The organism is Sphingobium sp. B11D3D (genome assembly GCF_025961755.1).
In the GTDB taxonomy this organism is placed as follows: Bacteria; Pseudomonadota; Alphaproteobacteria; order Sphingomonadales; family Sphingomonadaceae; genus Sphingobium.
Genome location: NZ_JAOQOG010000001.1, coordinates 804,370 through 827,035, shown reverse-complemented (window position 1 = coordinate 827,035; position 22,666 = coordinate 804,370). Strand labels below are relative to the sequence as shown.

At 66.1% G+C, this 22,666-nt stretch carries 21 protein-coding genes; 12 read left to right on the top strand and 9 right to left on the bottom strand.

All coding sequences use genetic code 11. From position 1 onward, the window contains the following. The first annotated feature begins 16 nt into the window (after positions 1-16). On the top strand, positions 17-874 hold the full coding sequence (locus M2334_RS03900) for an SMP-30/gluconolactonase/LRE family protein (protein WP_264604822.1): 858 nt from the start codon (positions 17-19) through the stop codon (positions 872-874). Between the two features lie 129 nt (positions 875-1,003). Beyond that, the gene (locus tag M2334_RS03895; protein ID WP_264604821.1) at positions 1,004-3,307 is read left to right on the top strand and encodes an arylsulfatase; all 2,304 of its coding nucleotides are present in this window, start codon (positions 1,004-1,006) and stop codon (positions 3,305-3,307) included. A gap of 68 nt (positions 3,308-3,375) precedes the next feature. On the opposite strand, the gene M2334_RS03890 is transcribed toward M2334_RS03895, so the two are convergent. Together M2334_RS03890 and gluQRS are read right to left on the bottom strand one after the other, a co-directional pair. Further along, on the bottom strand, positions 3,376-3,612 hold the full coding sequence (locus M2334_RS03890) for a twin transmembrane helix small protein (protein WP_181560534.1): 237 nt from the start codon (positions 3,610-3,612) through the stop codon (positions 3,376-3,378). Positions 3,613-3,636: 24 nt separating this feature from the next. Further along, positions 3,637-4,527, bottom strand: a complete 891-nt coding sequence (gluQRS, locus tag M2334_RS03885; RefSeq protein ID WP_264604820.1) for a tRNA glutamyl-Q(34) synthetase GluQRS — start codon at positions 4,525-4,527, stop codon at positions 3,637-3,639. Between the two features lie 96 nt (positions 4,528-4,623). On the opposite strand from gluQRS, the gene M2334_RS03880 reads away from it, so the two are divergent. Next, a complete protein-coding gene (locus tag M2334_RS03880; protein ID WP_264571216.1) occupies positions 4,624-5,190 on the top strand; it encodes an HNH endonuclease in 567 nt (188 codons plus the stop codon). 62 nt (positions 5,191-5,252) lie between these two features. Further along, positions 5,253-6,536, top strand: coding sequence for a UDP-N-acetylglucosamine 1-carboxyvinyltransferase (gene murA / locus M2334_RS03875; RefSeq protein WP_264573530.1), 1,284 nt, complete (start codon positions 5,253-5,255; stop codon positions 6,534-6,536). Positions 6,537-6,684: 148 nt separating this feature from the next. Here murA and M2334_RS03870 read toward each other — a convergent pair whose 3' ends face one another. After that, on the bottom strand, positions 6,685-8,136 hold the full coding sequence (locus tag M2334_RS03870; protein ID WP_264593921.1) for a sigma-54-dependent transcriptional regulator: 1,452 nt from the start codon (positions 8,134-8,136) through the stop codon (positions 6,685-6,687). A 147-nt stretch (positions 8,137-8,283) separates the two neighbouring features. Here M2334_RS03870 and M2334_RS03865 point away from each other — a divergent pair, with 147 nt between their 5' ends. The 8 genes from M2334_RS03865 to M2334_RS03830 all read left to right on the top strand — a co-directional run bounded on the left by M2334_RS03865 (position 8,284) and on the right by M2334_RS03830 (position 13,695). Then, positions 8,284-8,406 (top strand): aa3-type cytochrome c oxidase subunit IV, encoded by a 123-nt coding sequence (locus M2334_RS03865; RefSeq protein ID WP_264573531.1) that lies wholly within the window; start codon positions 8,284-8,286, stop codon positions 8,404-8,406. 23 nt (positions 8,407-8,429) lie between these two features. Then, entirely contained in the window at positions 8,430-9,566 is a 1,137-nt protein-coding gene (locus tag M2334_RS03860; RefSeq protein ID WP_264593920.1) for a Re/Si-specific NAD(P)(+) transhydrogenase subunit alpha, read from the top strand. A gap of 24 nt (positions 9,567-9,590) precedes the next feature. Then, positions 9,591-9,875: an NAD(P) transhydrogenase subunit alpha gene (locus tag M2334_RS03855; RefSeq protein ID WP_181560541.1), complete on the top strand. Its 285-nt coding sequence runs from the start codon at positions 9,591-9,593 to the stop codon at positions 9,873-9,875. After that, positions 9,875-11,293 carry an NAD(P)(+) transhydrogenase (Re/Si-specific) subunit beta gene (locus M2334_RS03850; RefSeq protein WP_264593919.1) on the top strand — a complete coding sequence of 473 codons (1,419 nt, stop codon included), beginning with the start codon at positions 9,875-9,877 and terminating at the stop codon, positions 11,291-11,293. Before M2334_RS03855 ends, M2334_RS03850 begins: the two co-directional genes overlap by 1 nt. A gap of 19 nt (positions 11,294-11,312) precedes the next feature. Beyond that, positions 11,313-12,008, top strand: a complete 696-nt coding sequence (locus M2334_RS03845; protein WP_264571221.1) for an aspartate/glutamate racemase family protein — start codon at positions 11,313-11,315, stop codon at positions 12,006-12,008. An 89-nt stretch (positions 12,009-12,097) separates the two neighbouring features. After that, a complete protein-coding gene (locus tag M2334_RS03840; protein WP_264604819.1) occupies positions 12,098-12,694 on the top strand; it encodes a nuclear transport factor 2 family protein in 597 nt (198 codons plus the stop codon). 22 nt (positions 12,695-12,716) lie between these two features. Further along, positions 12,717-13,253, top strand: a complete 537-nt coding sequence (locus M2334_RS03835) for a nuclear transport factor 2 family protein (protein WP_264573537.1) — start codon at positions 12,717-12,719, stop codon at positions 13,251-13,253. Between the two features lie 16 nt (positions 13,254-13,269). Next, the gene (locus M2334_RS03830) at positions 13,270-13,695 is read left to right on the top strand and encodes a VOC family protein (RefSeq protein WP_264604818.1); all 426 of its coding nucleotides are present in this window, start codon (positions 13,270-13,272) and stop codon (positions 13,693-13,695) included. A 154-nt stretch (positions 13,696-13,849) separates the two neighbouring features. On the opposite strand, the gene lon is transcribed toward M2334_RS03830, so the two are convergent. The 6 genes from lon to M2334_RS03800 form a co-directional block, all read right to left on the bottom strand. Next, positions 13,850-16,285, bottom strand: coding sequence for an endopeptidase La (lon, locus tag M2334_RS03825; protein ID WP_264604817.1), 2,436 nt, complete (start codon positions 16,283-16,285; stop codon positions 13,850-13,852). Further along, on the bottom strand, positions 16,285-16,701 hold the full coding sequence (locus M2334_RS03820; protein ID WP_264604816.1) for an Hsp20/alpha crystallin family protein: 417 nt from the start codon (positions 16,699-16,701) through the stop codon (positions 16,285-16,287). The genes lon and M2334_RS03820 overlap by 1 nt, the downstream gene beginning before the upstream one ends. A gap of 116 nt (positions 16,702-16,817) precedes the next feature. Then, positions 16,818-18,413 carry an AbgT family transporter gene (locus M2334_RS03815; RefSeq protein WP_264604815.1) on the bottom strand — a complete coding sequence of 532 codons (1,596 nt, stop codon included), beginning with the start codon at positions 18,411-18,413 and terminating at the stop codon, positions 16,818-16,820. Positions 18,414-18,587: 174 nt separating this feature from the next. Then, a complete protein-coding gene (locus M2334_RS03810; RefSeq protein ID WP_264604814.1) occupies positions 18,588-21,065 on the bottom strand; it encodes a TonB-dependent receptor in 2,478 nt (825 codons plus the stop codon). Beyond that, entirely contained in the window at positions 21,047-22,030 is a 984-nt protein-coding gene (locus M2334_RS03805) for a FecR family protein (RefSeq protein ID WP_264604813.1), read from the bottom strand. Before M2334_RS03805 ends, M2334_RS03810 begins: the two co-directional genes overlap by 19 nt. Then, positions 22,020-22,562, bottom strand: a complete 543-nt coding sequence (locus M2334_RS03800) for a sigma-70 family RNA polymerase sigma factor (RefSeq protein WP_264587800.1) — start codon at positions 22,560-22,562, stop codon at positions 22,020-22,022. The genes M2334_RS03805 and M2334_RS03800 overlap by 11 nt, the downstream gene beginning before the upstream one ends. Positions 22,563-22,666: the final 104 nt, after the last annotated feature.

The window sequence follows — 22,666 nt, the reverse complement described above, 5'->3', positions numbered from 1 at the left end:
CCGAAAGGGCAGCAAGATGACGGGCTGGCGGATCGTCGAGCGCGACGTGCGCGACGAGCTTGGCGAGGGAACGCTGTGGAGCGCGCGCGACAACGCGCTCTACTGGACGGACATTCTCGCGCCGGCGCTCAACCGGCTCTCGCTCGCCGATGGCACGGTCGACCGCTGGGCGATGCCCGAGCGGCTGGGCTGGGTGGTGGAGCGCGATCAGGGCGGTTTCATTGCCGGTTTCGCGAGCGGCTTTGCGCGGCTCTCGCTCGGTCCGCTGATCATCGAGCCGATCGGCAACCCCGAGCCGCATCTGCCGGACAATCGCATGAACGACGGCAAGGCCGATGCCGGCGGGACGATCTGGTGCGGCACCATGCACAGCCGGATCGAGGGTGAAAGCGGCACGCTCTACCGGTTCACGCCCGACGGTCGCTGGACGCCGATGGACAGCGGCTACACCGTCACCAACGGCCCCGCCTTCTCGACCTGCGGCCGCTGGCTCTACCATACGGACACGATGCGCGGCCTCATCTACCGGTTCGCGCGCACGCCCGATGGCGGCATTGCCGACCGCGAGATCTTCATCCGCTTCGGCGAGGGAGATGGCGGGCCGGACGGCATGACCGTCGATGCAGAAGACGGGCTGTGGGTCGCGCATTGGGGGGCCGGCCGGGTGAGCCGCTTTTGGCCGGATGGCACGCTGGATCACAGCACTGCGCTACCCGCCTCCCAGATCACCAATATCGCCTTTGCCGGTGAGCGGCTCGACCGAATGTTCGTCACCTCTGCGGCGACCGGCCTGCCTCCGTCCGACTATGATGGCGCCCTGTTCGAGATCGAGATGCGGTTCAAGGGTGTCGCGCCGGGCCTCTTTCCGGCCTGACATCGACGCTAAACCTCATCCGTCCTGCCCTGATCCTATTAGCGAGTAGCTATAACTTATAGCCTCACAGGCCGTTGCTTCTAACTGCCTCTCCGCATGACAAGGTGGTTCAAAATAGGGAGAGGAACGATGAGCTATTCAAGGAAGATGGCGTCCAAGGCCGCGTGGCATGGCGCCAGCCGGCTGATTATCGCGGCATGTGCGGGCCTTGGGCTTTCCGCCGCGATGGCACAACAAGGCGCGAATTCGCAGCAGGCGTCGCCGCCGGTCGGCCCTGACTGGACCTATTATCCGCAGCCGACCAAGGCCCCCAAGGGTGCCCCCAATATCATCCTCGTCCTTATGGACGATGTGGGCTTCAGCGCCTCCACCTCTTATGGCGGCCCCATTCCGACGCCAGTGTTCGACAGTCTCGCTGCCTCCGGCCTGCGCTACACGCGCTTCCACACCACCGCCATGTGCTCGCCGACGCGCGCCGCATTGCTCACCGGCCGCAACCACCATGCCGTCGGCAACGCTTCGATCTCCAACGTGTCAATCGATGCCCCGGGCTACACCTCCGTGATGCCGGACAGCGCCGCGACGCTGGGCCGGGTGCTGCGCGACAATGGCTATGACACGTCGTGGTTCGGCAAGAACCACAATATCCCCGACTGGGAAACCGGGCCGATGGGACCGTTCAAGCGCTGGCCGATCGGTCTGGGCTTTGATTATTTCTACGGGTTCAACGGTGCGGGCGCCGACCAGTTCAACCCGACCATTGTCGAGAATATCAACCCCGTGCGGCGCGACCGGACGAACGATAATTATATCTTCGACCGCGATATGACCGACAAGATGCTGGGCTGGCTGGGCGCGCAGCAGGCGCAGGACCCGAACAAGCCCTTCTTCCTGTATGTCGCGCCCGGCGCCATGCACGGTCCGCAGCAGGCCCCGGCCGATTGGGTGGCCAAGTTCAAGGGCAAGTTCGACATGGGCTGGGACAAGATGCGCGACCAGATTTTCGCGCGTCAGAAAGCCATGGGCATCCTCCCCAAGGACGCCCGCATGGCGCCGCCCCTGCCCGGCGTGCCGCGCTGGGATAGCCTGCCTGCCGATCAGAAGGCGCTTTACGCGCATATGATGGAAGTGGCCGCCGCGCAGCTTGCCTTCTTCGACAATCAACTGGGTCGCGTGATCGAGCGGGTGGGTCAGGATGGCGAGCTGGACAACACGCTGGTGATCTTCATCAACGGCGACAACGGCGCGGCGCTGCACAATATGTACGGCTCGATCAACGCTTACTCGCAGTTCGCCGGCATCAAGGAAACGCCCGAGACGCTGCTGCCGCAGAAGGACAAGTTCGGTACGGAGGAGAGCTTCGGCAACTATCCGGTCGGCTGGGGCTATGCGCTCAACACGCCCTACCCATGGGGCAAGACGGTCGCCTCCCAGCTCGGCGGGCTGCGTGTGGGGATGGTCGTCTCCTGGCCTGACAAGATCAAGGACAAGGGCGGCATCCGCACCCAGTTCAGCCATGTCATCGACATCGCGCCGACCATCTATGACGTGGTGGGGATTACCCCGCCGGCCACGGTGGACGGTGTGGCCCAGCAGCCGATCGACGGCATTTCGATGAAGTACAGTTTCGATGCCCCCAAGGCCCCGTCGCAACGGCGCGAGCAGTATTTCGAGATGCTGGGGAGCCGCGGCTATTACAAGGATGGCTGGTTCGCCGGGACCGAGGTCAATTGGGAACCATGGGGACCGAACAAGACCGACCCGACCAAGGCCGGCTGGGAGCTGTATAATCTCAACGAGGACTGGTCGCAGACCCGCAATGTCGCCGCGCAGTATCCCGACAAGCTGGCCGAACTGAAGGCGGACTTCGAGGCGGCGGCCCAGAAGTTCCATGTCTATCCGCTCTCGGCCGACTTCTTCGAGCGGCTGAACTACAAATATCGCCCCAACGCCCTCGCGCCCGAGCGGACGCGCACTTATTATACGAGCGACATCCGCTATCCGGCCGTGACCTTCCCGGAACTCAACCCCAACTGGACTGCCGAAGCCCGCGTCAAACTCAGCGGATCAGCGGTCAGCGGGCCAATTCTGACCCAAGGCGCCAAGTTCGCGGGTTATACGCTCGCGATGGAGAACGGCGTGCCGGTCTTCACCTACAACCCCTCGGGCCGCGCGCAGGAACGCAAGGTCCTGCGGGGCACCCAGGCGCTCGGTGCAGGCGACCATGTGATCACCGCCCAGATCGCCCCGGCGAGCGAAGGGCTGACGATCTCGTTGCTAGTCGACGGCAAGTCGCAAGCAACAGCTTCGATCCCCCGCGTCATCAAGATCGTGACCGGCGAAGCGATGATCGGCCACGCGCTGATCGATGATCGCACGGGGCCGCTGAACTTCCCCGATACGATCGAGAAGGTGACGATCACCAGCTACTGAGACCAGCACTTGCCCATGGCCGCCTGCCTATCGGTGGGCGGCCATGTCATTTGGGGTACGCAGGCCGCTTAACGGCCGCTGTTGACCAGCAGCAAGATGGCCACGATCAGGATCGCGAGTGCCTGGAAGGTCACGCGGCCCATCATCGCCTTGTTCTGGCGCAGGCTGGACTGGCTCGGGCCGGTGCCATCGCCTTTCAGCTCCGCCTCGGTCGTGCGCAGGAACGTCACAATGCCGCGAACGAGCATGAAAAGTGCGCCGAGCATGGCGAGCACCAGCAGGATGATCATGAGGGCGTTGCCCATAGCTTGTCTCCTTGTGGCCCCGATTTAGGAGGCTTCGACCCTGATTCCAACCGGAAAGCGGCCAGCCCGCAAATCTTCCGCGAGCGCCGGCCCGGAAAGGCCCTGATCGCGCAGTGCCGCGAGGCTCAGGCCATCGGCGCGCTTGGCAAGGCGCTTGCCCGCCGCATCCACGATCAGCCGGTGATGCCGGTAGCGCGGACTGGGGAGGCCGAGCAGCGCCTGCAGGGTGCGATGGGCGTGGGTGGAGGCGAACACGTCCCGCCCCCGAATGACATGCGTGACGCCCTGTGCCGCATCATCGACCACCACCGCGAGATGATAGCTGGCTGGCCGGTCCCGGCCCTTGATGATCAGATCGCCCAACGCATCCGGCTCGACCGGGACGGTGCCGGCAAAATCGTCCTGCCAGACCAGCGGACCAGTGCGCGCCAGCGCCGCGCCCATATCCAGCCGCCAGCTATGCGGATTGCCCGCCGCGATCCGTGCCGCGCGCTCCTCCAGCGCCAGCGCGCGGCAGGTGCCGGGATAGAGCGGCCCGTCGGCGCCATGGGGGGCGTGAAGGCTCGCGGCCAGTTCTCGCGCGATATCGCCGCGCGTGCAGAAGCAGGGATAGACCACGCCCGATGCCTTGAGTCGGTCCAGCGCCTCTTCATAGGCATCGAAGCGCGCCGACTGGATCATCATCCCATCCCAGCCGATGCCGAGCCAGCGCAGGTCTTCATAGATGCCCTCGGTAAACGCGGGCCGGCAGCGGGTGACGTCGGTATCCTCGATGCGCAGCAGGAAGGTTCCGTCATTTTCCCGCGCGAAGTCATGAGCCTGCAAGGCCGACCAGCCATGGCCGATGTGCAGGCGCCCGGTCGGGCTCGGCGCGAAACGGGTCACCACATGTCGTGGAGAGTCGTTTTCCATCATACAAGGCCTTGACGAAGACTCATCGTCTCTGCTGTCATATGCACGTCACGCTTCTCTTGGAGAGAGTGCGGCGAAACGAAAGGGGCAAGAGCGCGCATGTATCATCCCGATCGAATACGCCATCCAGAAAATTGCCCGGCGCTCGTGTTGAACGCCGACTACACCCCGCTTTCTTATTATCCGCTGAGCCTCTGGCCCTGGCAAACCGCCATCAAGGCGGTTTTTTTGGATCGGGTGGATATCGTCTCCAGCTATGAGCAGGAAGTTCATTCGCCGAGTTTCCAGATGCAAATCCCCTCGGTGATCGCGCTCAAGCAATATGTGCGGCCGAGCGAGCACCCCGCCTTCACCCGCTTCAACCTCTTCCTGCGCGACAAATTCTCCTGCCAATATTGCGGATCGACCAAGGATCTCACCTTCGATCACGTCGTGCCACGCCGCGCCGGGGGCCGCACGACCTGGGAGAATGTCGCCACCGCCTGCTCGCCGTGCAACCTCAAGAAAGGCGGGCGCACCCCGCGCGAGGCGCATATGCCGCTGCGCCAAATGCCGATCCGCCCGACGACCTGGCAGTTGCAGGACCATGGCCGCGCCTTCCCGCCCAACCATCTGCACGAGAGCTGGCACGACTGGCTCTACTGGGATGTGGAACTGCTGGCCTGAGCCAGGGAACCCGTCTCCGCCCTGCCCCTTGCACGCGGCTCTGGAGCCGCTAAGAAGCCGCGATGGACCGTATCCTCATCCGCGGCGGCAAGCCGCTCTCCGGCAAACTCCCCATCTCCGGCGCGAAGAACGCCGCGCTGACGCTGCTGCCTTGCGCGCTGCTGACCGAGGAGCCGGTGACCCTGCGCAACCTGCCCCGTCTGGCGGACGTGGACAGCTTCGGCCATCTGCTCAACCAGCTTGGCGTATCGACCACCATCGAGGGATCCCGGCAGGAAGATTTCGGCCGGGTGATGACGCTCAAGGCCGCGCGCGTCACCTCATCGGTCGCGCCCTATGACATCGTGCGCAAGATGCGCGCCTCCATCGTCGTGCTGGGGCCACTGCTGGCGCGCACCGGCGAGGCGACCGTGTCGTTGCCCGGCGGCTGCGCCATCGGCAACCGCCCCATCGACTTCCACCTGCGCGCTTTTGAAACGCTGGGCGCGACGATCGAGATGGCCAATGGCTATGTCCGCGCCATCGCGCCGGATGGTGGCCTTAAGGGCGCGCTCGTCACCCTGCCCTTCCCCTCGGTCGGCGCCACCGAGAACACGCTGATGGCCGCCGCGCTCGCCAATGGCGAGACGATCATCGAGAATGCCGCGCGCGAGCCGGAGATTGTCGACTTGTGCGGCCTGCTCGTCGCCATGGGTTGCGAGATCGAGGGCATCGGCACGGACCGGATCGTCATCCACGGCAAGCAGCGCCTCTATGGCACCACCTATCGGGTGATGGCAGACCGCATCGAGGCGGGAAGCTATGCCTGCGCGGCCGCGATCACCGGCGGGGAGCTGGATCTGATCGGCGCCAATGCCGACGACATGCACGCGATCCTCAAGGGCCTGCGCGATGCCGGCGTCCACATCGAGGAAAGCAAGACCGGCATCAAGGTCGCGGCCGATGGCCCGCTCAAGCCGCTGACGCTGACAACGGCGCCGCACCCCGGCTTTCCCACCGACATGCAGGCGCAATTCATGGCGATGCTGACGCTGGCCGGTGGCGCGAGCGTGCTCACCGAAACGATCTTCGAGAACCGCTACATGCACGTGCCCGAGCTGGCCCGCATGGGCGCGGACATCACCGTGAACGGCCGCACCGCCGTGGTGCGCGGCGTCGAGAAGCTGACCGGCGCCCCGGTGATGGCGACCGACCTGCGCGCCTCGATGAGCCTGATCCTCGCCGGCCTCGCCGCACAGGGCGAAACCGTAGTGAGCCGCGTCTACCATCTCGACCGGGGCTATGAGCGGCTGGAAGAGAAACTGAGCGCAGTCGGCGCCGACATCGAGCGCGACAGCGACGGCTAAGCCCCCGCCGCAGGTCTGATGGGGCGGTCTGCACGGCGTGTTAATCGCTAATCTTTCGTCATTCCCGCGAACGCGGGAATGACGGTGATGGAAATCGGCGGATGACTCTGCCGCCGATCTTACCGGCAAAGGGGTAAGAGCGGCCCTCTCAGGCCGCCGTATCGATGCCCAGTTCCGCCAGCTTGCGGTAGAGGGTCGAGCGGCCGATGCCGAGGCGGCGCGCCACTTCCGTCATGCGGCCGCGATAATGGCCGATGGCGAGGCGAATGACGTCGGCCTCGATATCGGCCAGCGCGCGCAAATGGCCGTTCGGCTCGTAGAGCGTGACGCCAATGCCGCTTTCCTGCGCGTTGCGGACCATGGGCGTGACCTGCCCGTTCTCGCGCCGCACCGGCTCGCTCTGGTTGAGCTTGCCGGAGAGTTGCGGGAAATCGGCGGCCGTGAGAGCATCCCCCTCGCACAGCACAGCCGCGCGGAAGAGCGTGTTGTGCAACTGACGGACGTTGCCCGGCCAATCGTGCAGGGCGAGCAGGTTGATCGCCTCATTGGTGATGCCGAGGTTGCGCATCCCCGGCTGCGCCACCACGCGCTCCAGCAAATGACGCGCCAGCGCGGGAATATCGCCGCGACGATCCCGCAGCGGCGGAATGGTCAACTGGACGACGTTGAGGCGGTAATAAAGATCTTCGCGGAAACGGCCGGCCTCCACCTCGTCGAGCAGCCGCTTGTTAGTCGCCGCGATCACGCGGACATCGACCTGACTGGGCAGGCGCGCGCCGACGGGCTGGATCTCGCCATCCTGCAACACCCGCAACAGCTTGACCTGCGCATCAAGCGGCAATTCGCTGATCTCGTCGAGAAAGATCGTGCCGCCATTGGCGGTGCTGAACTTGCCGACATGCCGATCGAACGCGCCAGTAAAGGCGCCGCGTTCGTGGCCAAACAGGTCCGATTCGACCAGATTCGACGGAATCGCACCGCAATTCACCGTGACCATCGGCGCGCGGGCGCGCGGACTGGCGGCGTGGATGGCATGGGCGATGACTTCCTTGCCGACACCGCTTTCCCCCTCGATGAGGATGGGCACGCGGGCACGCGCCGCCTTGGCGGCGATGGCCAGGGCAGAGCGGAAGGTGGGCGAGGAGCCGACAATCTCGTCGAAGCCGAGCGGTGCCCGGTTCTTCTCGGTCAGCGGACGCAGTTCCCCTGCGCTGCCGGCATGGTTGAGCGCAGCCTGCAGCGCGCTCAGGAAACTGTCCGGCGCGATCGGCTTGATAAGGAAATCATGGGCGCCGGCCCGCATCGCATCCACCGCCCGCTCAGCAGAGCCATTGGCGGTGATGACCAGAACCGGTAATTGCGGGCGACGGATGCCGATGGCGCGGATGAGGTCGCTGGCCTCGCCTTCCTGCGTCCAGTCGTCGATCATCACGGCATTGATGCGCGCGCCTTCACGGGACTCGAGCAGCTCGAGCGCGTCCTCCGCCGTGCTTGCGCTCATCGCGCGCCACCCTGCCCGATGCGCCATGGCAATATTGAGTCGGCGCTGCGCCGGCTCGTCGTCGACCAGCAGCAGAACAGGATTTTCGGGATCGGTCATGCTCTCTTCCGCTCGTTGCAGCCGCCGGAATTAAAGAGCGGGGGTAAAGAGGCTGTTAAGCCGACCTGTCTTTGCGGCAAGCTGCTTGAGGCCGCCAAATAATGCCGCTAGGACATTGCGAAGACGACAATCTGGAACAGGATAGCCATGGCGCACGAACAGGACATGAATCAGGCAACCGGCAGCTACAGCGGCTTCGTGGCGCTGATGAAGTGGGGCACGATTCTCAGCGCAATCGCCGCGCTCATCGTCATCATGATCATCGCCTGATCCCTCCGAACGGGGGGATGTTCATGAAAATCGCCGTCATTCGCGAGACCGCCGCTGGCGAGCGGCGCGTGGCCGCGTCGCCTGAAACCGTCCGCAAGTTCAAGGCGCTCGGTGCGGAGCTGGCGGTGGAAACGGGCGCGGGCCTTTCTGCCAGCGTCTCCGATGCGGAGTATGAGGCCGCGGGAGCGACGGTGACCGACCGGGCTGCCGCCGTGCAGGACGCGGGCATTATCCTGTGCGTGCAGGGGCCGGAGCCCGAGAGCATTGCGGGCGCGGCGCCGGGCGCATGGCTGGTCGGATCGCTCAATCCCTTTGGCGAGCGCGCGCGGATCGATCGTTATGCGGCGGCCGGGCTGGAAGCGCTGGCCATGGAGTTCATGCCGCGCATCACCCGCGCGCAGAGCATGGACATTCTCTCCTCCCAGTCCAACCTCTCGGGCTACAAGGCGGTGCTGGACGCGGCCGCGGAATATGGCCGCGCCTTCCCGATGATGATGACGGCGGCCGGCACCGTGTCCGCCGCGCGCGTCTTCGTGATGGGCGTGGGCGTGGCGGGCCTGCAGGCCATCGCCACCGCCCGCCGGCTCGGCGCGCAGGTGAGCGCGACCGACGTGCGCGCCGCGACCAAGGAACAGATCGAATCGCTCGGCGCCAAGCCGATCTTCGTCGATGCGGTGAAGGGCATCGAGGGCGAAGGCAGCGGCGGCTATGCCACCGAAATGTCGCCGGAATATCAGCAGGCCCAGGCCGAGCTGGTCTCCAGCCACATCGCCAAGCAGGACATCGTGATTACCACCGCGCTGATCCCTGGTCGTGCAGCCCCGCGCCTGATCTCGGACGCGCAGATCGCCTCGATGAAGCCGGGCAGCGTGATCGTGGACCTTGCCGTCGAACAGGGCGGCAATGTCGAAGGCGCGGTGCCAGGCGAAATCGTGGAGCGCCATGGCGTGAAGATCGTCGGCCACCGCAATGTTCCCTCGCGCCTCGCGGCGGACACCTCGGCGCTGTTCGCGCGCAATCTCTATAATTTCCTTTCCGCTTATTGGGACAAAGACGCCAATACGCCGGTGCTGCCGGATGACGACGAGATCGTAAAAGGCATCCGCGTCACCCAGGGCGGCAAGGTGGTGAATGAGAGGCTGCAGACAAGCAGCACCTAGTCTCCATGGGAGGGGACCAGAATCATGGACTTCATTGCGGTTCTTTCGATCTTCGTGCTGGCCTGCTTCGTGGGCTATTATGTCGTGTGGTCGGTCACGCCCGCGCTGCACACGCCGCTGATGGCGGTAACCAACGCGATTTCCTCGGTCATCATCGTCGGCGCGCTCATCGCGGCGGCGGAGGCTGGCAATCCGCTGGCTGAGTGGCTGGGGCTGATCGGTGTGGTGCTCGCCTCGATCAACATCTTCGGCGGCTTTGCCGTGACCGAGCGGATGCTCGCGATGTACAAGAAGAAGGAGCGCAAGTGATGCTGGCGTTCCTGCCTGTCGGCCCGCTGGCGGCCCTTGCCTATCTCATTTCCGGCGTCCTGTTCATCCTGGCGCTGCGCGGGCTCTCCAGCCCGGAGAGCAGCCGGCGCGGCAATCGCTTCGGCATGCTCGGCATGTTCATTGCGGTCGGCACCACGGTGGCGACGCACGATGCGGTGGCGATGCCGCGCATCGGCGTGGCGCTCATCATCGGCGGCGTGATCGGCTTCGTGATCGCGCGGCGGATCGCGATGACGGCGATGCCGCAGCTGGTCGCGGCGTTCCACAGCCTCGTCGGCCTCGCCGCCGTGCTCGTGGGCGTCGCGGCCTTCCTCAGCCCGGTTTCCTTCGGCATCGCCGATGAGCTGACCGGCGCGATCCATGCCGCCAGCCGCATCGAGATGGCGCTGGGCGTGGCAATCGGCGCGATCACCTTCTCCGGCTCGGTCATCGCCTTTCTCAAGCTCAACGGCAATATGAGCGGCAAGGCGATCCTGCTGCCGGGGCGGCACATCATCAACATCGGTACGCTGCTGGCGATCCTCTTCTTCACCTACGGCTTCTGGCACAGCCAGGCGCCGATGGACTTCTGGATCATCCTCGTCCTCGCCTTCGTCATCGGCTTCCTGCTCATCATCCCCATCGGCGGCGCGGACATGCCGGTCGTGGTCTCGATGCTGAACAGCTATTCCGGCTGGGCGGCCGCCGCGATGGGCTTCACGCTGGGCAACAGCGCGATGATCATCACCGGGGCGCTGGTCGGCTCATCGGGCGCGATCCTCAGCTACATCATGTGCAAGGCGATGAACCGCAGCTTCCTGTCCGTGATCGCCGGCGGGTTCGGCGCGGAAGCGGCGAGCGGCGATAGCGAGGCCAAGGAGCAGCGCCCGTGGAAGCGCGGCAGCGCGGAAGACGCGGCGTTCCTGATGAAGCAGGCGGATAGCGTCATCATCGTGCCGGGCTATGGCATGGCCGTCTCCCAAGCGCAGCACGCGCTGCGCGAGATGGGCGACATGCTCAAGGCGGCAGGCGTGAGCGTCAAATATGCCATCCACCCGGTCGCTGGCCGGATGCCTGGCCATATGAACGTGCTGCTGGCCGAAGCGAACGTGCCCTATGACGAAGTGTTCGAGCTGGAGGACATCAACAGCGAGTTCTCGCAGACCGACGTCGCCTTCGTCATCGGCGCCAATGACGTGACCAACCCGGCGGCCAAGACGGACAAGACATCGCCGATTTACGGCATGCCGATCCTCGATGTGGCCAATGCCAAGACCGTGCTGTTCGTGAAGCGCTCCATGGGCGGCGTGGGCTATGCGGGGGTGGACAATGACGTCTTCTACATGGACAACACGATGATGCTGCTCGCCGATGCCAAGAAGATGGTCGAAGAGATCGTCAAGTCGCTCGGGCACTGACACGCAAGATGGAGTTTTGATGCGCAAGCTTGGACTGATCGGTGGCATCTCCTGGACGTCCACGGCCCGCTATTACGACCTCATCAACCGCTCCGTGCAGCGCGAGCTGGGCGGGCTGCACAGCGCGACCCTGCTGATCGACAGCCTCGACTTTGCCGATGTCGCCCGCTGCGCCTCGGCCAATGACTGGGATTGCGGGGCCGGCCACATGGTCGGCGCAGCCAAGCGGCTGCAGGCGGCCGGCGCGGAAGCGCTGATGATCTGCGCCAACAGCCTGCACAAGGTGGTGCCGCAGATCGAGGCGAGCGTGGACCTGCCGGTCATCCACATCATCGACGAGATTGGTGCGCGGCTGAAGGCGGACAAGGTGAAATCGGTCGCGCTGGTCGGCACCAGCAATGTGATGAGCGACCGCGATTATCGCCAGCATCTGGTGCAGGAGGGCGGCGTCTCACTGCTGCCCGCCGAGGCCGATCTGGCCGAGGGCATCGACAAGCTCGTCTATACCGAGCTGGCAGCCGGCATCATCACCCGCGAAGCCGAGCGCTACATGAAGACCGAGCTGACCAACATCGCCAAGGAGGATGTGCAGGCCGTGGTTCTCGCCTGCACGGAGCTCGACCTGATCGTGGACGTGAACGCCAATGTGCTGCCGATCTACGACAGCACGACCATCCATGCGGAGGCCGGCGCACGCTTCGTGCTGGGCAAATAGCCGGGCCGCTTTGGGCTTGTGCCGGGGTTCGCGCCGGGCGATACATACGGTCCTAATGGTTTGAAAGACCAAGCGAGAGGATCTGCCCGATGCGAGTCTCCCCGACCAAGATCTCGTTGCCTTTGATCGCCGCCGCGCTGCTGCTGAGCGCCGCGCCTGCTTATGCCCAAATGCGGGCACTCAATGACGCGGTGGTGGCGCATCCCGACCCCGAATCGCTGTTCACCAGCCCGGACCCGAAGCTGCATCGCAATAAGCAGGCCGCACTCAAGATCGTGAAGGAGCTGCTGGAGGCCAATCACTGGGACCGCGCGCCGCTCTACCTCACCGATCGCTACATCCAGCACAATCCGATGGCGGGTTCGGGCCTCAAGGCGGTGATGGACTTCTTCATGAACGTGGCCAAGCGCACGCCCACGCCGATCCCTGAAAAGATGAAGACCCCGGTAGTGGCGGTGCAGGCCGAGGGTGACTTCGTGACGGTCAGCTTCGTGCGGGAAGTGCCCTACCCCAACGATCCCTCCAAGACCTACACGACGACCTGGTTCGACATGTGGCGCTTTGTCGACGGCAAGGCCGACGAGCATTGGGACCCGGCGACGCTGCCCGCTGCCCCGCCGCCCGCAGCCGCCCCGACGGCGGCGCCCGCCGCGCCGTCCCAGCCCGTGCCGCCGCCGGCCGGCTGAATCATAAACAGGGAGAGGACAGATGACGACACGCACAACTCTGACCGGCGTGGCGCTGAGCGCGCTCATGCTGGTCGCTCAGCCTGCCCCGCTGCTCGCGCAACATGCCGGGCATGGCGATCAGGCCGATCACGCCCGCATCCTTCAGGAAGTGCAGGATCGCACCCAGATTGAGAAGCTGATGTGGGATTATGTGCGCGCGGCCGACAGCCTGAATGCCGAGGCCTACGCCGCGCAGTTCACGCCCGACGGCGCCTTTAACGACGTCAAGGGCAGCGAAGCGCTGCGCAAGATGATCACCGCGATGAAGACCAGCCAGGAGGAGCGCCGGGCCAAGGGCGAGCATATCGGCGCGATGCACCACATGATGAGCAACCAGACCATCACCTTCATCGACCGCGACCATGCGCAGGTGAATTATTACTGGCAGACGGTGTTTGCCGACCGCGCGCTCAATCCCCCGCCGCGGCTCGCCGCTGCCGGTCGCGGGCGCGACGATGTCGTGCGCGTCAATGGCAAATGGCTGATCCAGCTCCGCAATGTCGCGGTAAAGGACTGACAGCGGAGGTCCGCCCGTGCAGCAACAGATCGCCGTCATCACGCTGGGCATCGGCGATCTGGCACGCGCGCGGCGCTTTTATGGCGAGGGTTTCGGCTGGACGCCGGTGTACGAGGGGGAGGACATCCTCTTCTACCAGATGAACGGCTTCGTCCTCGGGCTTTGGGTGAAGGACGCGTTGGCGCAGGACATGCAGCGTCCGGTGGCTGGCCATGGCGCTGCTTCGGTGGCGCTGGCGCATAATGTCGCGACGCAAGCGGAGGTGGCGCCGCTGATTGCCCGGCTGGTGGAAGCGGGCGGCAGCCTGCTGCGGCCCGCCGACGCGCCGCCCCATGGCGGGATGCGCGGCTATGTTGCCGATCCGGACGGCCATGCCTGGGAGATTGCGTGGAACCCGGCCTGGCCGATCGATGCCGAGGGGCGCGTGACCTTCGCGCTTTGAATGGGGGTTAAGCTGTTTGTGCGCGCCTTAGCCCCTCCCCTTCAGAGGAGGGGTTGGGGTAGGGCTCAACGCCTACGAATGTTCGCAAAGCGAGCGATGCTGCGCATCGCCCCCACCCCCTTCCCCTCCCCTGAAGGGGAGGGGTTGATGGAGGTCAGCTTTCGGCCGGCTCCTTCGCAAGCAGGATCGGATCGTCCAGCCCCGCCGCCAGCGCATCCTCGACCGTCTCTAGCCAGATGAACTCCAGCTTCTCCCGCGCATTCGCGGGGATGTCGTCATAGTCGCGCTTGTTGCGGGCGGGCAGCATCACGCGGGTGATGCCGGCGCTCGCGGCGGCGACGACCTTCTCCTTGATACCGCCCACCGGCAGCACAAGACCCCGCAGGGAAATCTCCCCGGTCATCGAGGTATCGCTGCGCACCGTGCGGCCGGTGAGCAGGGAGGTGAGCGCCATGAACATGGCGACGCCCGCGCTCGGCCCGTCCTTGGGCGTGGCGCCTGCGGGGACATGGACGTGGATGTCGCTCTTCTCCAGCAGCTCTGCCGAGATGCCGAGGCTGTCGGCCCGGCTCTTGAGCAAGCTCAGCGCCGCCTGCGCGCTTTCCTTCATCACGTCGCCGAGCTGGCCGGTGAGGATGAGCCGGCCGGAGCCGGACATCTTCGTCGCCTCGATGAACAGGATGTCCCCGCCGACGGGCGTCCAGGCCATGCCGGTGGCCACGCCGGGCACGCTGGTGCGCTGCGCCACCTCATTCTCGAAGATGCGGTCGCCCAGCACCTCGTGCAGATCATCGACGCCGATGGAAACCTTGTCCGCACTGCCCTCGGCAATCCGCACGGCGGCGTTGCGGATGGTCTTGCCGATCTCCCGCTCCAGGTTCCGCACGCCCGCCTCGCGGGTGTAATAACGGATGATCTCGCTCAGCACGGCATCGTCCACCGTCACCTGCTCGGCGGTGACGCCATTGGCGGCGAGCTGGCGCGCGACGAGATAGCGCTGGGCAATCGCCAGCTTCTCATCCTCGGTATAGCCCGAGAGGGTGATGATCTCCATGCGGTCGCGCAGCGGGCCGGGGATGGTCTCCAGCATGTTGGCCGTGGCGATGAACACCACCCGCGAGAGATCGAACGGCACGCCGAGATAATTGTCCCGGAAGCTGCCATTCTGCTCGGGGTCGAGCACTTCGAGCATGGCGGCCGAAGGATCGCCCTGCACACCGCGCCCCATCTTGTCGATCTCGTCCAGCATGATGACGCAGTCGCGCCGCCCGGCCTTGCGGATCGCCTGAATGATGTTGCCGGGCATGGCGCCGACATAGGTCCGGCGGTGGCCGCGGATCTCGGACTCGTCATGCACGCCGCCCAGGCTCACCCGCTCGAACGGGCGGCCCATGGCCCGCGCGATGGACTGGCCGAGCGAGGTCTTGCCGACGCCGGGCGGGCCGGCGAAGCACAGGATCGGCGCCTTGCCGCCGGGCGCGAGCTTGCGCACGGCAAGATATTCGACGATCCGCCGCTTGATCTTGTCGAGGCCATAATGATCCGCATCGAGCGTCTCGCGCGCCTTGGCGATGTCGATGGGCTGCTCCTCGGGAATGTCCCACGGCAGCTCCGTCAGCCAGTCAAGATAGGTGCGGATGATGCCATGCTCTGCAGCGGCCTCAGGCATCCGCTCGAGCCGACGCAACTCCTTGCGCGCTTCCTTCTCGACCGCCTCGGGCATCTTGGCGGCCTCGATCTTCTCGGTCAGCTCCGCGATTTCCGCCGCGCGGCCATCATCCTCGCCGAGCTGGCGCTGGATGGCGGCCATCTGCTCGCGCAGGATCGCCTCGCGCTGGCGGCTGGTCAGCGTCTCCTGCACGTCCTTGCCGATCTCGGCCGAGAGGCGCAACACCTGCAGGCGTTGCTCCAGCAGGCGTGAGACACGGTCCAGCCGCGCAGGCAACGAGACAGTCTCAAGCAGCTCCTGCTTCTGGGTGGTATCCACGTCCAAATAGGCGGAAACGGTATCGGCCAGCGTCGATGCCGACGCGATGTTCTGGATCGCCTCGGCCAGACCCTGCGGCGCCTGCGGCAGCAGCTGCACCGTCTCCAGCGCCTGTTTGCGCACATGGATCAGCCGCGCCTCGACGTCCGGCGTCTTGTCCTCCTGCTCGGCGAGCTTCTCGACCCGCGCGACCATGAACGGCCAGCCTTCCAGAAACTCGACAATGCGAAAGCGCGTTTCGCCCTGCAGGATGAGGTGATGGGTGTCATCGGGCGCCGTCACATAGCGCAGCACATTGGCGAGCGTGCCCATGGCGTGCATGTCCGCAGGGACGGGGGCGTCGACGCCCGCATCGCGCTGGGTGAGCACGCCAATCGGCAGGCTCTCGCGCACCGCAGCCTGTGCGGCGTTGACCGAGATGGCCCGGCTGAGCGCCAGCGGCATCACCACATCAGGGAACAGCACGAAGCCGCGCACGGGGATGATGATGATCGCATCCTCCGGCAGCGGGCGGAAAGGCTGCGTCTCGCCGGGCGCGGCGCCCTGGGGCTGCGCGGCGCCGGTGGACGTGGGATTGGCGGTGTTCGTGGTCAGAACGTCCATCAGAAGCGGCCTCCATCGACCTTGCTAAGCGTAACGAGCAGGCAGCCATTCACGGCGGCGCGACGCACGCCTTGATACTGGCCGCCGGGGAGCGGCAGGCGGCGCTCGAAGCGGCCCTGCGGCAATTCGAGGCGATGAATGCGCGCGGTGCGCAGCTCCGGCGGCAGGATGCGCTGGCCGCGCACGATGAGCACGCCATCCTCGATGAACGCCTCCGCCTTCTCGGCATCGACGCCGGGCAGCGCGACGATGGCCAGCACCTCATGCGCCGTCTCGATCATGTCGGCAGGCGGCTCCCAGGCCGGCGGACCGCTGGCGGCGCGGACGGGCGCATAATTCTGCTGCTGGAGGCGCTGCATGCGATCCAGCAGGTCGACCGCATCGGCCCACATCCAGTGCCTATTCCGCGAAGTCATGCGCGCCCTCTTCCCCATGGGTCACCGGGCGAGATGCGCGGCGTGCATCCAATAAGGTTGCTCGCCGGACCGATTTCAAGCCCGGCAGGAGGGCGCGGGGAAAGCCCGGGCAGCAATCAGCTGCCGGTCAGCACCGCAGGCAGATGCACGGGCGCGTTCGGCCCGAGCGGCAGGTCAAGGAGCGTCCAGCCGGCGAGCAGTGCCCCGCCAAAGAGCAGCAGCCAGAGGGAATAAGGCAGCATGACCGCCGCAAGGCTGCCAAGGCCGAAGCTCGGCACCCAGCGCTGGCAATAAATGAGGATTAGCGGGAAATAGACCATCAGCGGCGAGATGATGTTGGTCGCCCCATCGCCGACGCGATAGGCGGCCGTCGTCGTCTCCGCGCTGATCCCGAGCAGCATCAGCATCGGTACCAAGACCGGGGCAAGCAGCGCCCATTTGGCGCTGGCCGAGCCGACGAACAGATTGAGCACGGTGGTGAACAGCACGATCAGAAGCAGCAGCACCGGCGTCGGCAAGGCGACGGCCTGCAGACCGCCCGCGCCGTGGATTGCGAAGATCAGGCCGAGATTGGACCAGCCGAACATCGCCACGAAATGCGCTGCGGCGAAGGCGAGGACGAGATAATAAGCAAGGTCGCCCATCGCCCCGCTCATCATCTTCACCACGTCGTGATGATCGGCGATGGTGCCCGCCGCCTTGCCATAGGCCCAGCCGCCGGCCAGGAAGAGCAGGAAGAAGCCGCCGACCAGCGACTGGTAGAAAGGCGTCAGCCGCGCCTCCGGCACCGCTGCATTTGCGTCGACCAGTGGCGCGCCCGGCATCAGCGCCATGATCGCCCAGAGCGCGACCACCGCCAGCATCGCCAGGCCGCCGTGGCGCAGGCCCTTGCGCTGGGCGGTGGTGAGGCGCTGTTCGGCGGTGGCATCCGGCGTTCCCGCGATCATCGCCGCCTCACCTTGCGGCACGTAGCCGCCAAGGCGTGGCTCGATGATCCGGTCGGTCACGTACCAGATGGCCGGGATGTAGAGGATGAGCAAAGCGGCCATGAAGAACCAGTTGCCGGCAATGTTCATCTGCCAGTCGGCATCCAGCAACTGCGCGGCCTGCTGGGTGATGCCGAAGAGTAGCGCGTCGAGCTGGCCGGGCAGGAGATTGGCCGAGAAGCCGCCGGACACGCCGGCAAAGGCGGCTGCGATCCCGGCGACGGGATGGCGACCCGCCGCCGCATAGATGATGCCGGCTAGCGGCACGAGCACGACATAGGCCGCATCCGCCGCGAGATTGCCCATCATCGCCACGAAGGCGACCATCGGCGTGAGCAGCGCGGCCGGTGCATTGGCGACGCTGGCGCGCATGGCAGTGCCGAACAGGCCGGAGCGCTCGGCCACGCCCGCGCCGAGCATCACCACCAGCACATAGCCGAGCGGATGGAAATGGGTGAAGGTGGCGGGCATCTCGACCCACAGGCGGCGGATATTCTCCGCGCCGAGCAGGCTCTGGGCGGTGATCGTCACCGGCGCGCCGGTTTGCGCATCGACCTGCGTCGGGTGCACGGCCGACAGGCCGGCCAGCGCGGCGACGAGCGAGATCAGCACAAGCGCGAGGATCAGGTAGAAGAAGATGAACACCGGATCGGGCAGCTTGTTGCCCGTCCGCTCGATCCAGCCGAGGATGCCCTTTGGTGCGCTGTCCGTCCCCGCCTGTGCCACGAGCCCTCGCTATGTGATTGTGATCGCTTGGCTTGTGCTAACCCGACGGTGCGAGCGGGGCAAGGCGGGTGGCTTATCGTCGACACGTTGCTCCTGCGAAAGCAGGAGCCTAAGGGCAGATAAGGTGGTCGGTTGGGCCCTGGGCTCCTGCTTCCGCAGGAGCACGCGTGAGACCTAATAGCGATAATCCACCGCAATGCGCACGGTGCGCGGGCGCTGGGGGGTGGTGTAGCCGCCGGTGCCGGTGCCAAAGGGCGTGCCGAGCGCGAAGCGGTTGCCGGTTGTGTCGAAGAGGTTGGTGAGCGACAGCGTCACCCCTCGTCGCGCATCGCCGTAGCGGGCGGTGACGCCGGTATCGACATAATCGCCCTGCTCGTCGCCCAGCACCGGCCCGATGCCAAGGCGCGAGGGACCGATATATTTGAGCCAGCCGGCGAGCCGCAGATCCGCCGCGCCCAGGGGCACGCGATAATCGATGCGCGCCTGCGCGGCATATTCGGCGACATTGGGAATGCTGCCAGGCGAGGCATCCGCGCTGAGCTGGCCCAGAGAGCCCAGAGCGGGAAGCTGGGCCAGGGCGTTGGTCACGGGCAAATCGGTGGCCCGCAGCGCGGCGAGCCGGAACGCCTCAGGCGTCAGCGCGATGACGCGGCTGTGATTGTAGACGGCATTGAAATCGATCTGCAGCCCCTCGAGCGGGAAGAGCGAGAGGCTGCCGGCTATGGAGGTGATGCGGCCATTGCCGATATTGGCCGTGGTTGGCAGCCCATTGCCGTCGATGAAATCGGCCTGGATGTCGCGCCAATAGGCGTAAGCTGCCGAAAGGCTGGCGGCGAAGCCATAATAAGCGCTACCCATCCGCACCCCGCCTTCCAGGCTCTGGATGTGATCGTTTCGGAACTGGCGGACGAACTGGGATTCGATGGCCAGGCCGCCGGGCCGGAAGCCCTCCTCATAGCGGGCATAGACGGTGAGCCCCGGCACCAGATGCGCCAGCACCTCGCCGGAGGGCAGCAGCTTGGTTTCGGTCCGGCCCGCAACAATATCGCCGCCCTGCAGGGCGAACAGCGGCTGCACATCCTCCGCGCTGCCGCTCAGCCGGCTGTGCGTGATCCGCCCGCCGCCGCTCAGCAAAATGCCGCGCGACACCTCGACGCTGAGCTTGCCATAGCCGGTCAGCTCCGTGACGCGATTGCGCACGCCGGTGGCAGCGGCCCGCAGCGTGGTGAGCCCCAAGGCGCGGCGCTGCTCGGCCTCATTGTCGATGGCGCTGATGCCCAGCACCCAGCCAAAGCCATTTTCGACCGGGCGCCATAGCCGGGTCTCGCTGGTCAGCATCCGCGTGCGGTTGCGCTGCTCGAACACGCGTGGGAGCGTGTCGGTCCGCGTCGCATCGAAGCGCTCGTCCAGACCGTGGTTGACATAGGCATTGGAGGATTGGAAGCGCAGCGCGCCGAAATCCTTGCGGACCACCAGCGTCGCCATGCCATAATCGGCATTGGCATCCTCGACCACAAAGCTGTTGCGGGTGAGCGGCGGGGCATCGCGGTCGGCATATTGGGAATCGTCGATGAGCGTCGACTGATAGATGCCGCCGACATCCACCGTCCATGCATCGCCCAGGTCCAGCCGCAGCACGGCGCGCCCGCCAGCAATGCGCGTGCGGTTGACATCGTTCACGCCGCGCACCGGATTGTCGATATAGCCGCCGTCGGTGATGCCATAGCCGGTCAGGCGCAGGGCATGGCCGCGCGTGCCGATGGGCATGTTGACGGTCGCGGCGACATCGGCGCCCGGCTCGCCATGCTGGGTGAAGCTGAGCCCAGCGCTGGTCTCAACCGTGAACCCGCGCGGATCAGGATCATTGGGCACCAGCCGGATGATGCCGCCGAGGGACCCCGCACCATAGAGCGTGCCCTGCGAGCCCTCCAGCACCTCGACCTGCTTGATGTCCTGCAGGCGCAGATCCGGATCCGGCGCATTATAGGTGAGGCGCAGGTCGCCCAGATACTGCCCTACCGTCGCCTGCGTTGGCCCGGTGAAGCTGGAATCGGCGATGCCCCGGATGAACAGCTTGTTGCGCCCGGAGCCCAGATGCGTCGAGGCAACGCTGGCGAGGCGCGAGGCGATGGAGTCCGTGCCGCGCTCACCGCCAAACCGCAGGTCACTGCCATCGAGCAGATGCACCGCGCCCGGATAATCCTCATAGCGCTGATCGAGCTTGCTGGCGGTGACGACGAAGGATTCCACTTCGGCCGGCGGGGCCGGAGGGGGTGGCGGAGCGACCGGACGCCTGGGCCTTTGCGCCTGCGCTACGGCAGCGGGCGCGCTCACCGCATCGATCCGCCAGCTCGTGGCGCTCAACTGCACGGCCCGGCTGCGCGTGCCGGCCAGCATCCGCGCAATGGCCTCGGCCGGCGTCATGGTGCCGCGCACGGGCTTGACCTTTGTGCGCCAGAGCGCGTCGCTGGTCACACTGATGCTGATGCCCGCCTGCCGCGCGAGTTGCGGCACCCGATCGGACAAGCGCCCTGCAGGCACGTCGATGGGCCGGGTCTGCGGCGCCTGCGCGGCGGCCGGCCCGGCGACGCCCAGCAGCGCCGCCGTGGCGAACAGCGCCAGCTGGGCACGAGCTATCTTGAGAGCGTCCACCCTCCGCTTTCCTTTGTCGCAGAGGTGCCGGAAAGGGCCGCGAGATCGTTCACCAGCCGTTCCTCGGGCAGATCGGTGCGCAGGGCCCCGCGGAAGCGGATGCCTGCCGCGGCTGGCGTGGTGCGCAGGGCAATGCCGGTGGTGCGCGCGACTTCCGCCGCGACATCATCCAGATGCACACCATCATAGACGAGCTGGCCGGCGCGCCAGCCGCCTACCGCTGCGGGACTGACCGCGCTCAGGTCCGTCGCGCTGCCATCATCCCGCACGGTGAAGCGATAGCCGGCATCGACGCGGATCGCCGCGCCGCGCGGATTGTAGACCACCGCGCCTTCCGACACGGCCACGCTGATCCGCCCGTCATTGCGCGCGACATCAAACACCGTGCCGACATCGACCAGCTCGGCGCCGCCGACCGACACACGGAATGGCGCAACATCCTTGTGGACGACGGAGACGAGCACCTGCCCTTCCTCCAGCTCGATCCGGCGCGGATCGCTGCGGCTGAGCTTGACCGAGGAGCCGCCGTTCACCGCAATCTCGCTGCCATCGACAAGGGTGACCACTTGCGAGCGGCCCAGTGGGGTCTTCACCCGGTAGCTATCCGACGACGCCTGAAACAGGCCAATGCCGACCATGCCGGCGATGGAAGCCGCCAGCGCGCCCCCGACCCACAGCCGACGGCTGAAGCGACGCGGCATGGACGGTGTGGCGGGCGCGGCCCGGCCCCCGTCCCGCGCCACGGCGGCGCCCTCCGGCCAGATATCCTCCGGGCGGGCGGGCAAGGTATCAAGATCGGCATCCAGCGCGGCGAGCTGGTGATAGGCGGTCGCATGGGCCGGATCGCTCTCCAGCCAGTCGGTGAAGGCTTCCCAAGCGTTGAAGGCCGGATCGCGCTGGCGCATCAGCCAGTCGATGGCCGCAGCGTCCGCCGGGTTCATCCCCGCCTGCCGATCATGCGTCATCGGACTGTCTCCTTGCGGCCAGCAGGGCAGCATAAGCACGGCGCAGATCGCTCTCGACCGTGCTGAGGCTTACCCCCAGCTCGGCGGCAATCTGACGTTGGGGCACACCATCGAGGCGATAGCGGCGGAAAACCTGCGAAGCGCGCGTGCCCAGCGCGTCCAGCGCGCGGTCGAACCGCCGCAAATCCTCGCGCGCAATCAGCTGCGCTTCCGCAGTCGGCTCGGGTACGACCTCCCCCGTGCCGCGCGCCTCCGTCCAGGCCTGATCTCGGGCCCGGGCCTGCCGCTCGGCACGATAGCGATCGACCATGAGGTTGTTGGCGGCGCGATACAGATAGCCCAGCGGATTGCCGACCGGGCCAGTAGGGCGCTGGGTGACGCGCATCCACAATTCCTGAAACAGATCCTCGGCGGCATCCCCGGCGCCATGGGCGACCAGAAAGCGGATGAGCTGAACGCGATGCGCCATCAGCGCACTGGCCAGCCCCTGCCCTTCGACAGGACCGGTATCAGTTCCCGTTTCACCTCTCATGGTCCGTCCGTTGTGGCTTCCCCGTGCCTTCATCGCCCGGCACCCTGCGTCCCGGGGCGCACCTGAAGCTCCTGCGCGGTATAGCCCGCTGACACCGCCACGCA

What these genes read in the sequence shown, in the direction of transcription:
- M2334_RS03900 (WP_264604822.1), top strand. Translation starts at nt 17, where the DNA reads ATGACGGGCTGGCGGATCGTCGAGCGCGACGTGCGCGACGAGCTTGGC.
- M2334_RS03895 (WP_264604821.1), top strand. Translation starts at nt 1,004, where the DNA reads ATGAGCTATTCAAGGAAGATGGCGTCCAAGGCCGCGTGGCATGGCGCC.
- M2334_RS03890 (WP_181560534.1), bottom strand. Translation starts at nt 3,612, where the DNA reads ATGGGCAACGCCCTCATGATCATCCTGCTGGTGCTCGCCATGCTCGGC.
- gluQRS (WP_264604820.1), bottom strand. Translation starts at nt 4,527, where the DNA reads ATGATGGAAAACGACTCTCCACGACATGTGGTGACCCGTTTCGCGCCG.
- M2334_RS03880 (WP_264571216.1), top strand. Translation starts at nt 4,624, where the DNA reads ATGTATCATCCCGATCGAATACGCCATCCAGAAAATTGCCCGGCGCTC.
- murA (WP_264573530.1), top strand. Translation starts at nt 5,253, where the DNA reads ATGGACCGTATCCTCATCCGCGGCGGCAAGCCGCTCTCCGGCAAACTC.
- M2334_RS03870 (WP_264593921.1), bottom strand. Translation starts at nt 8,136, where the DNA reads ATGACCGATCCCGAAAATCCTGTTCTGCTGCTGGTCGACGACGAGCCG.
- M2334_RS03865 (WP_264573531.1), top strand. Translation starts at nt 8,284, where the DNA reads ATGGCGCACGAACAGGACATGAATCAGGCAACCGGCAGCTACAGCGGC.
- M2334_RS03860 (WP_264593920.1), top strand. Translation starts at nt 8,430, where the DNA reads ATGAAAATCGCCGTCATTCGCGAGACCGCCGCTGGCGAGCGGCGCGTG.
- M2334_RS03855 (WP_181560541.1), top strand. Translation starts at nt 9,591, where the DNA reads ATGGACTTCATTGCGGTTCTTTCGATCTTCGTGCTGGCCTGCTTCGTG.
- M2334_RS03850 (WP_264593919.1), top strand. Translation starts at nt 9,875, where the DNA reads ATGCTGGCGTTCCTGCCTGTCGGCCCGCTGGCGGCCCTTGCCTATCTC.
- M2334_RS03845 (WP_264571221.1), top strand. Translation starts at nt 11,313, where the DNA reads ATGCGCAAGCTTGGACTGATCGGTGGCATCTCCTGGACGTCCACGGCC.
- M2334_RS03840 (WP_264604819.1), top strand. Translation starts at nt 12,098, where the DNA reads ATGCGAGTCTCCCCGACCAAGATCTCGTTGCCTTTGATCGCCGCCGCG.
- M2334_RS03835 (WP_264573537.1), top strand. Translation starts at nt 12,717, where the DNA reads ATGACGACACGCACAACTCTGACCGGCGTGGCGCTGAGCGCGCTCATG.
- lon (WP_264604817.1), bottom strand. Translation starts at nt 16,285, where the DNA reads ATGGACGTTCTGACCACGAACACCGCCAATCCCACGTCCACCGGCGCC.
- M2334_RS03820 (WP_264604816.1), bottom strand. Translation starts at nt 16,701, where the DNA reads ATGACTTCGCGGAATAGGCACTGGATGTGGGCCGATGCGGTCGACCTG.
- M2334_RS03805 (WP_264604813.1), bottom strand. Translation starts at nt 22,030, where the DNA reads ATGACGCATGATCGGCAGGCGGGGATGAACCCGGCGGACGCTGCGGCC.
- M2334_RS03800 (WP_264587800.1), bottom strand. Translation starts at nt 22,562, where the DNA reads ATGAGAGGTGAAACGGGAACTGATACCGGTCCTGTCGAAGGGCAGGGG.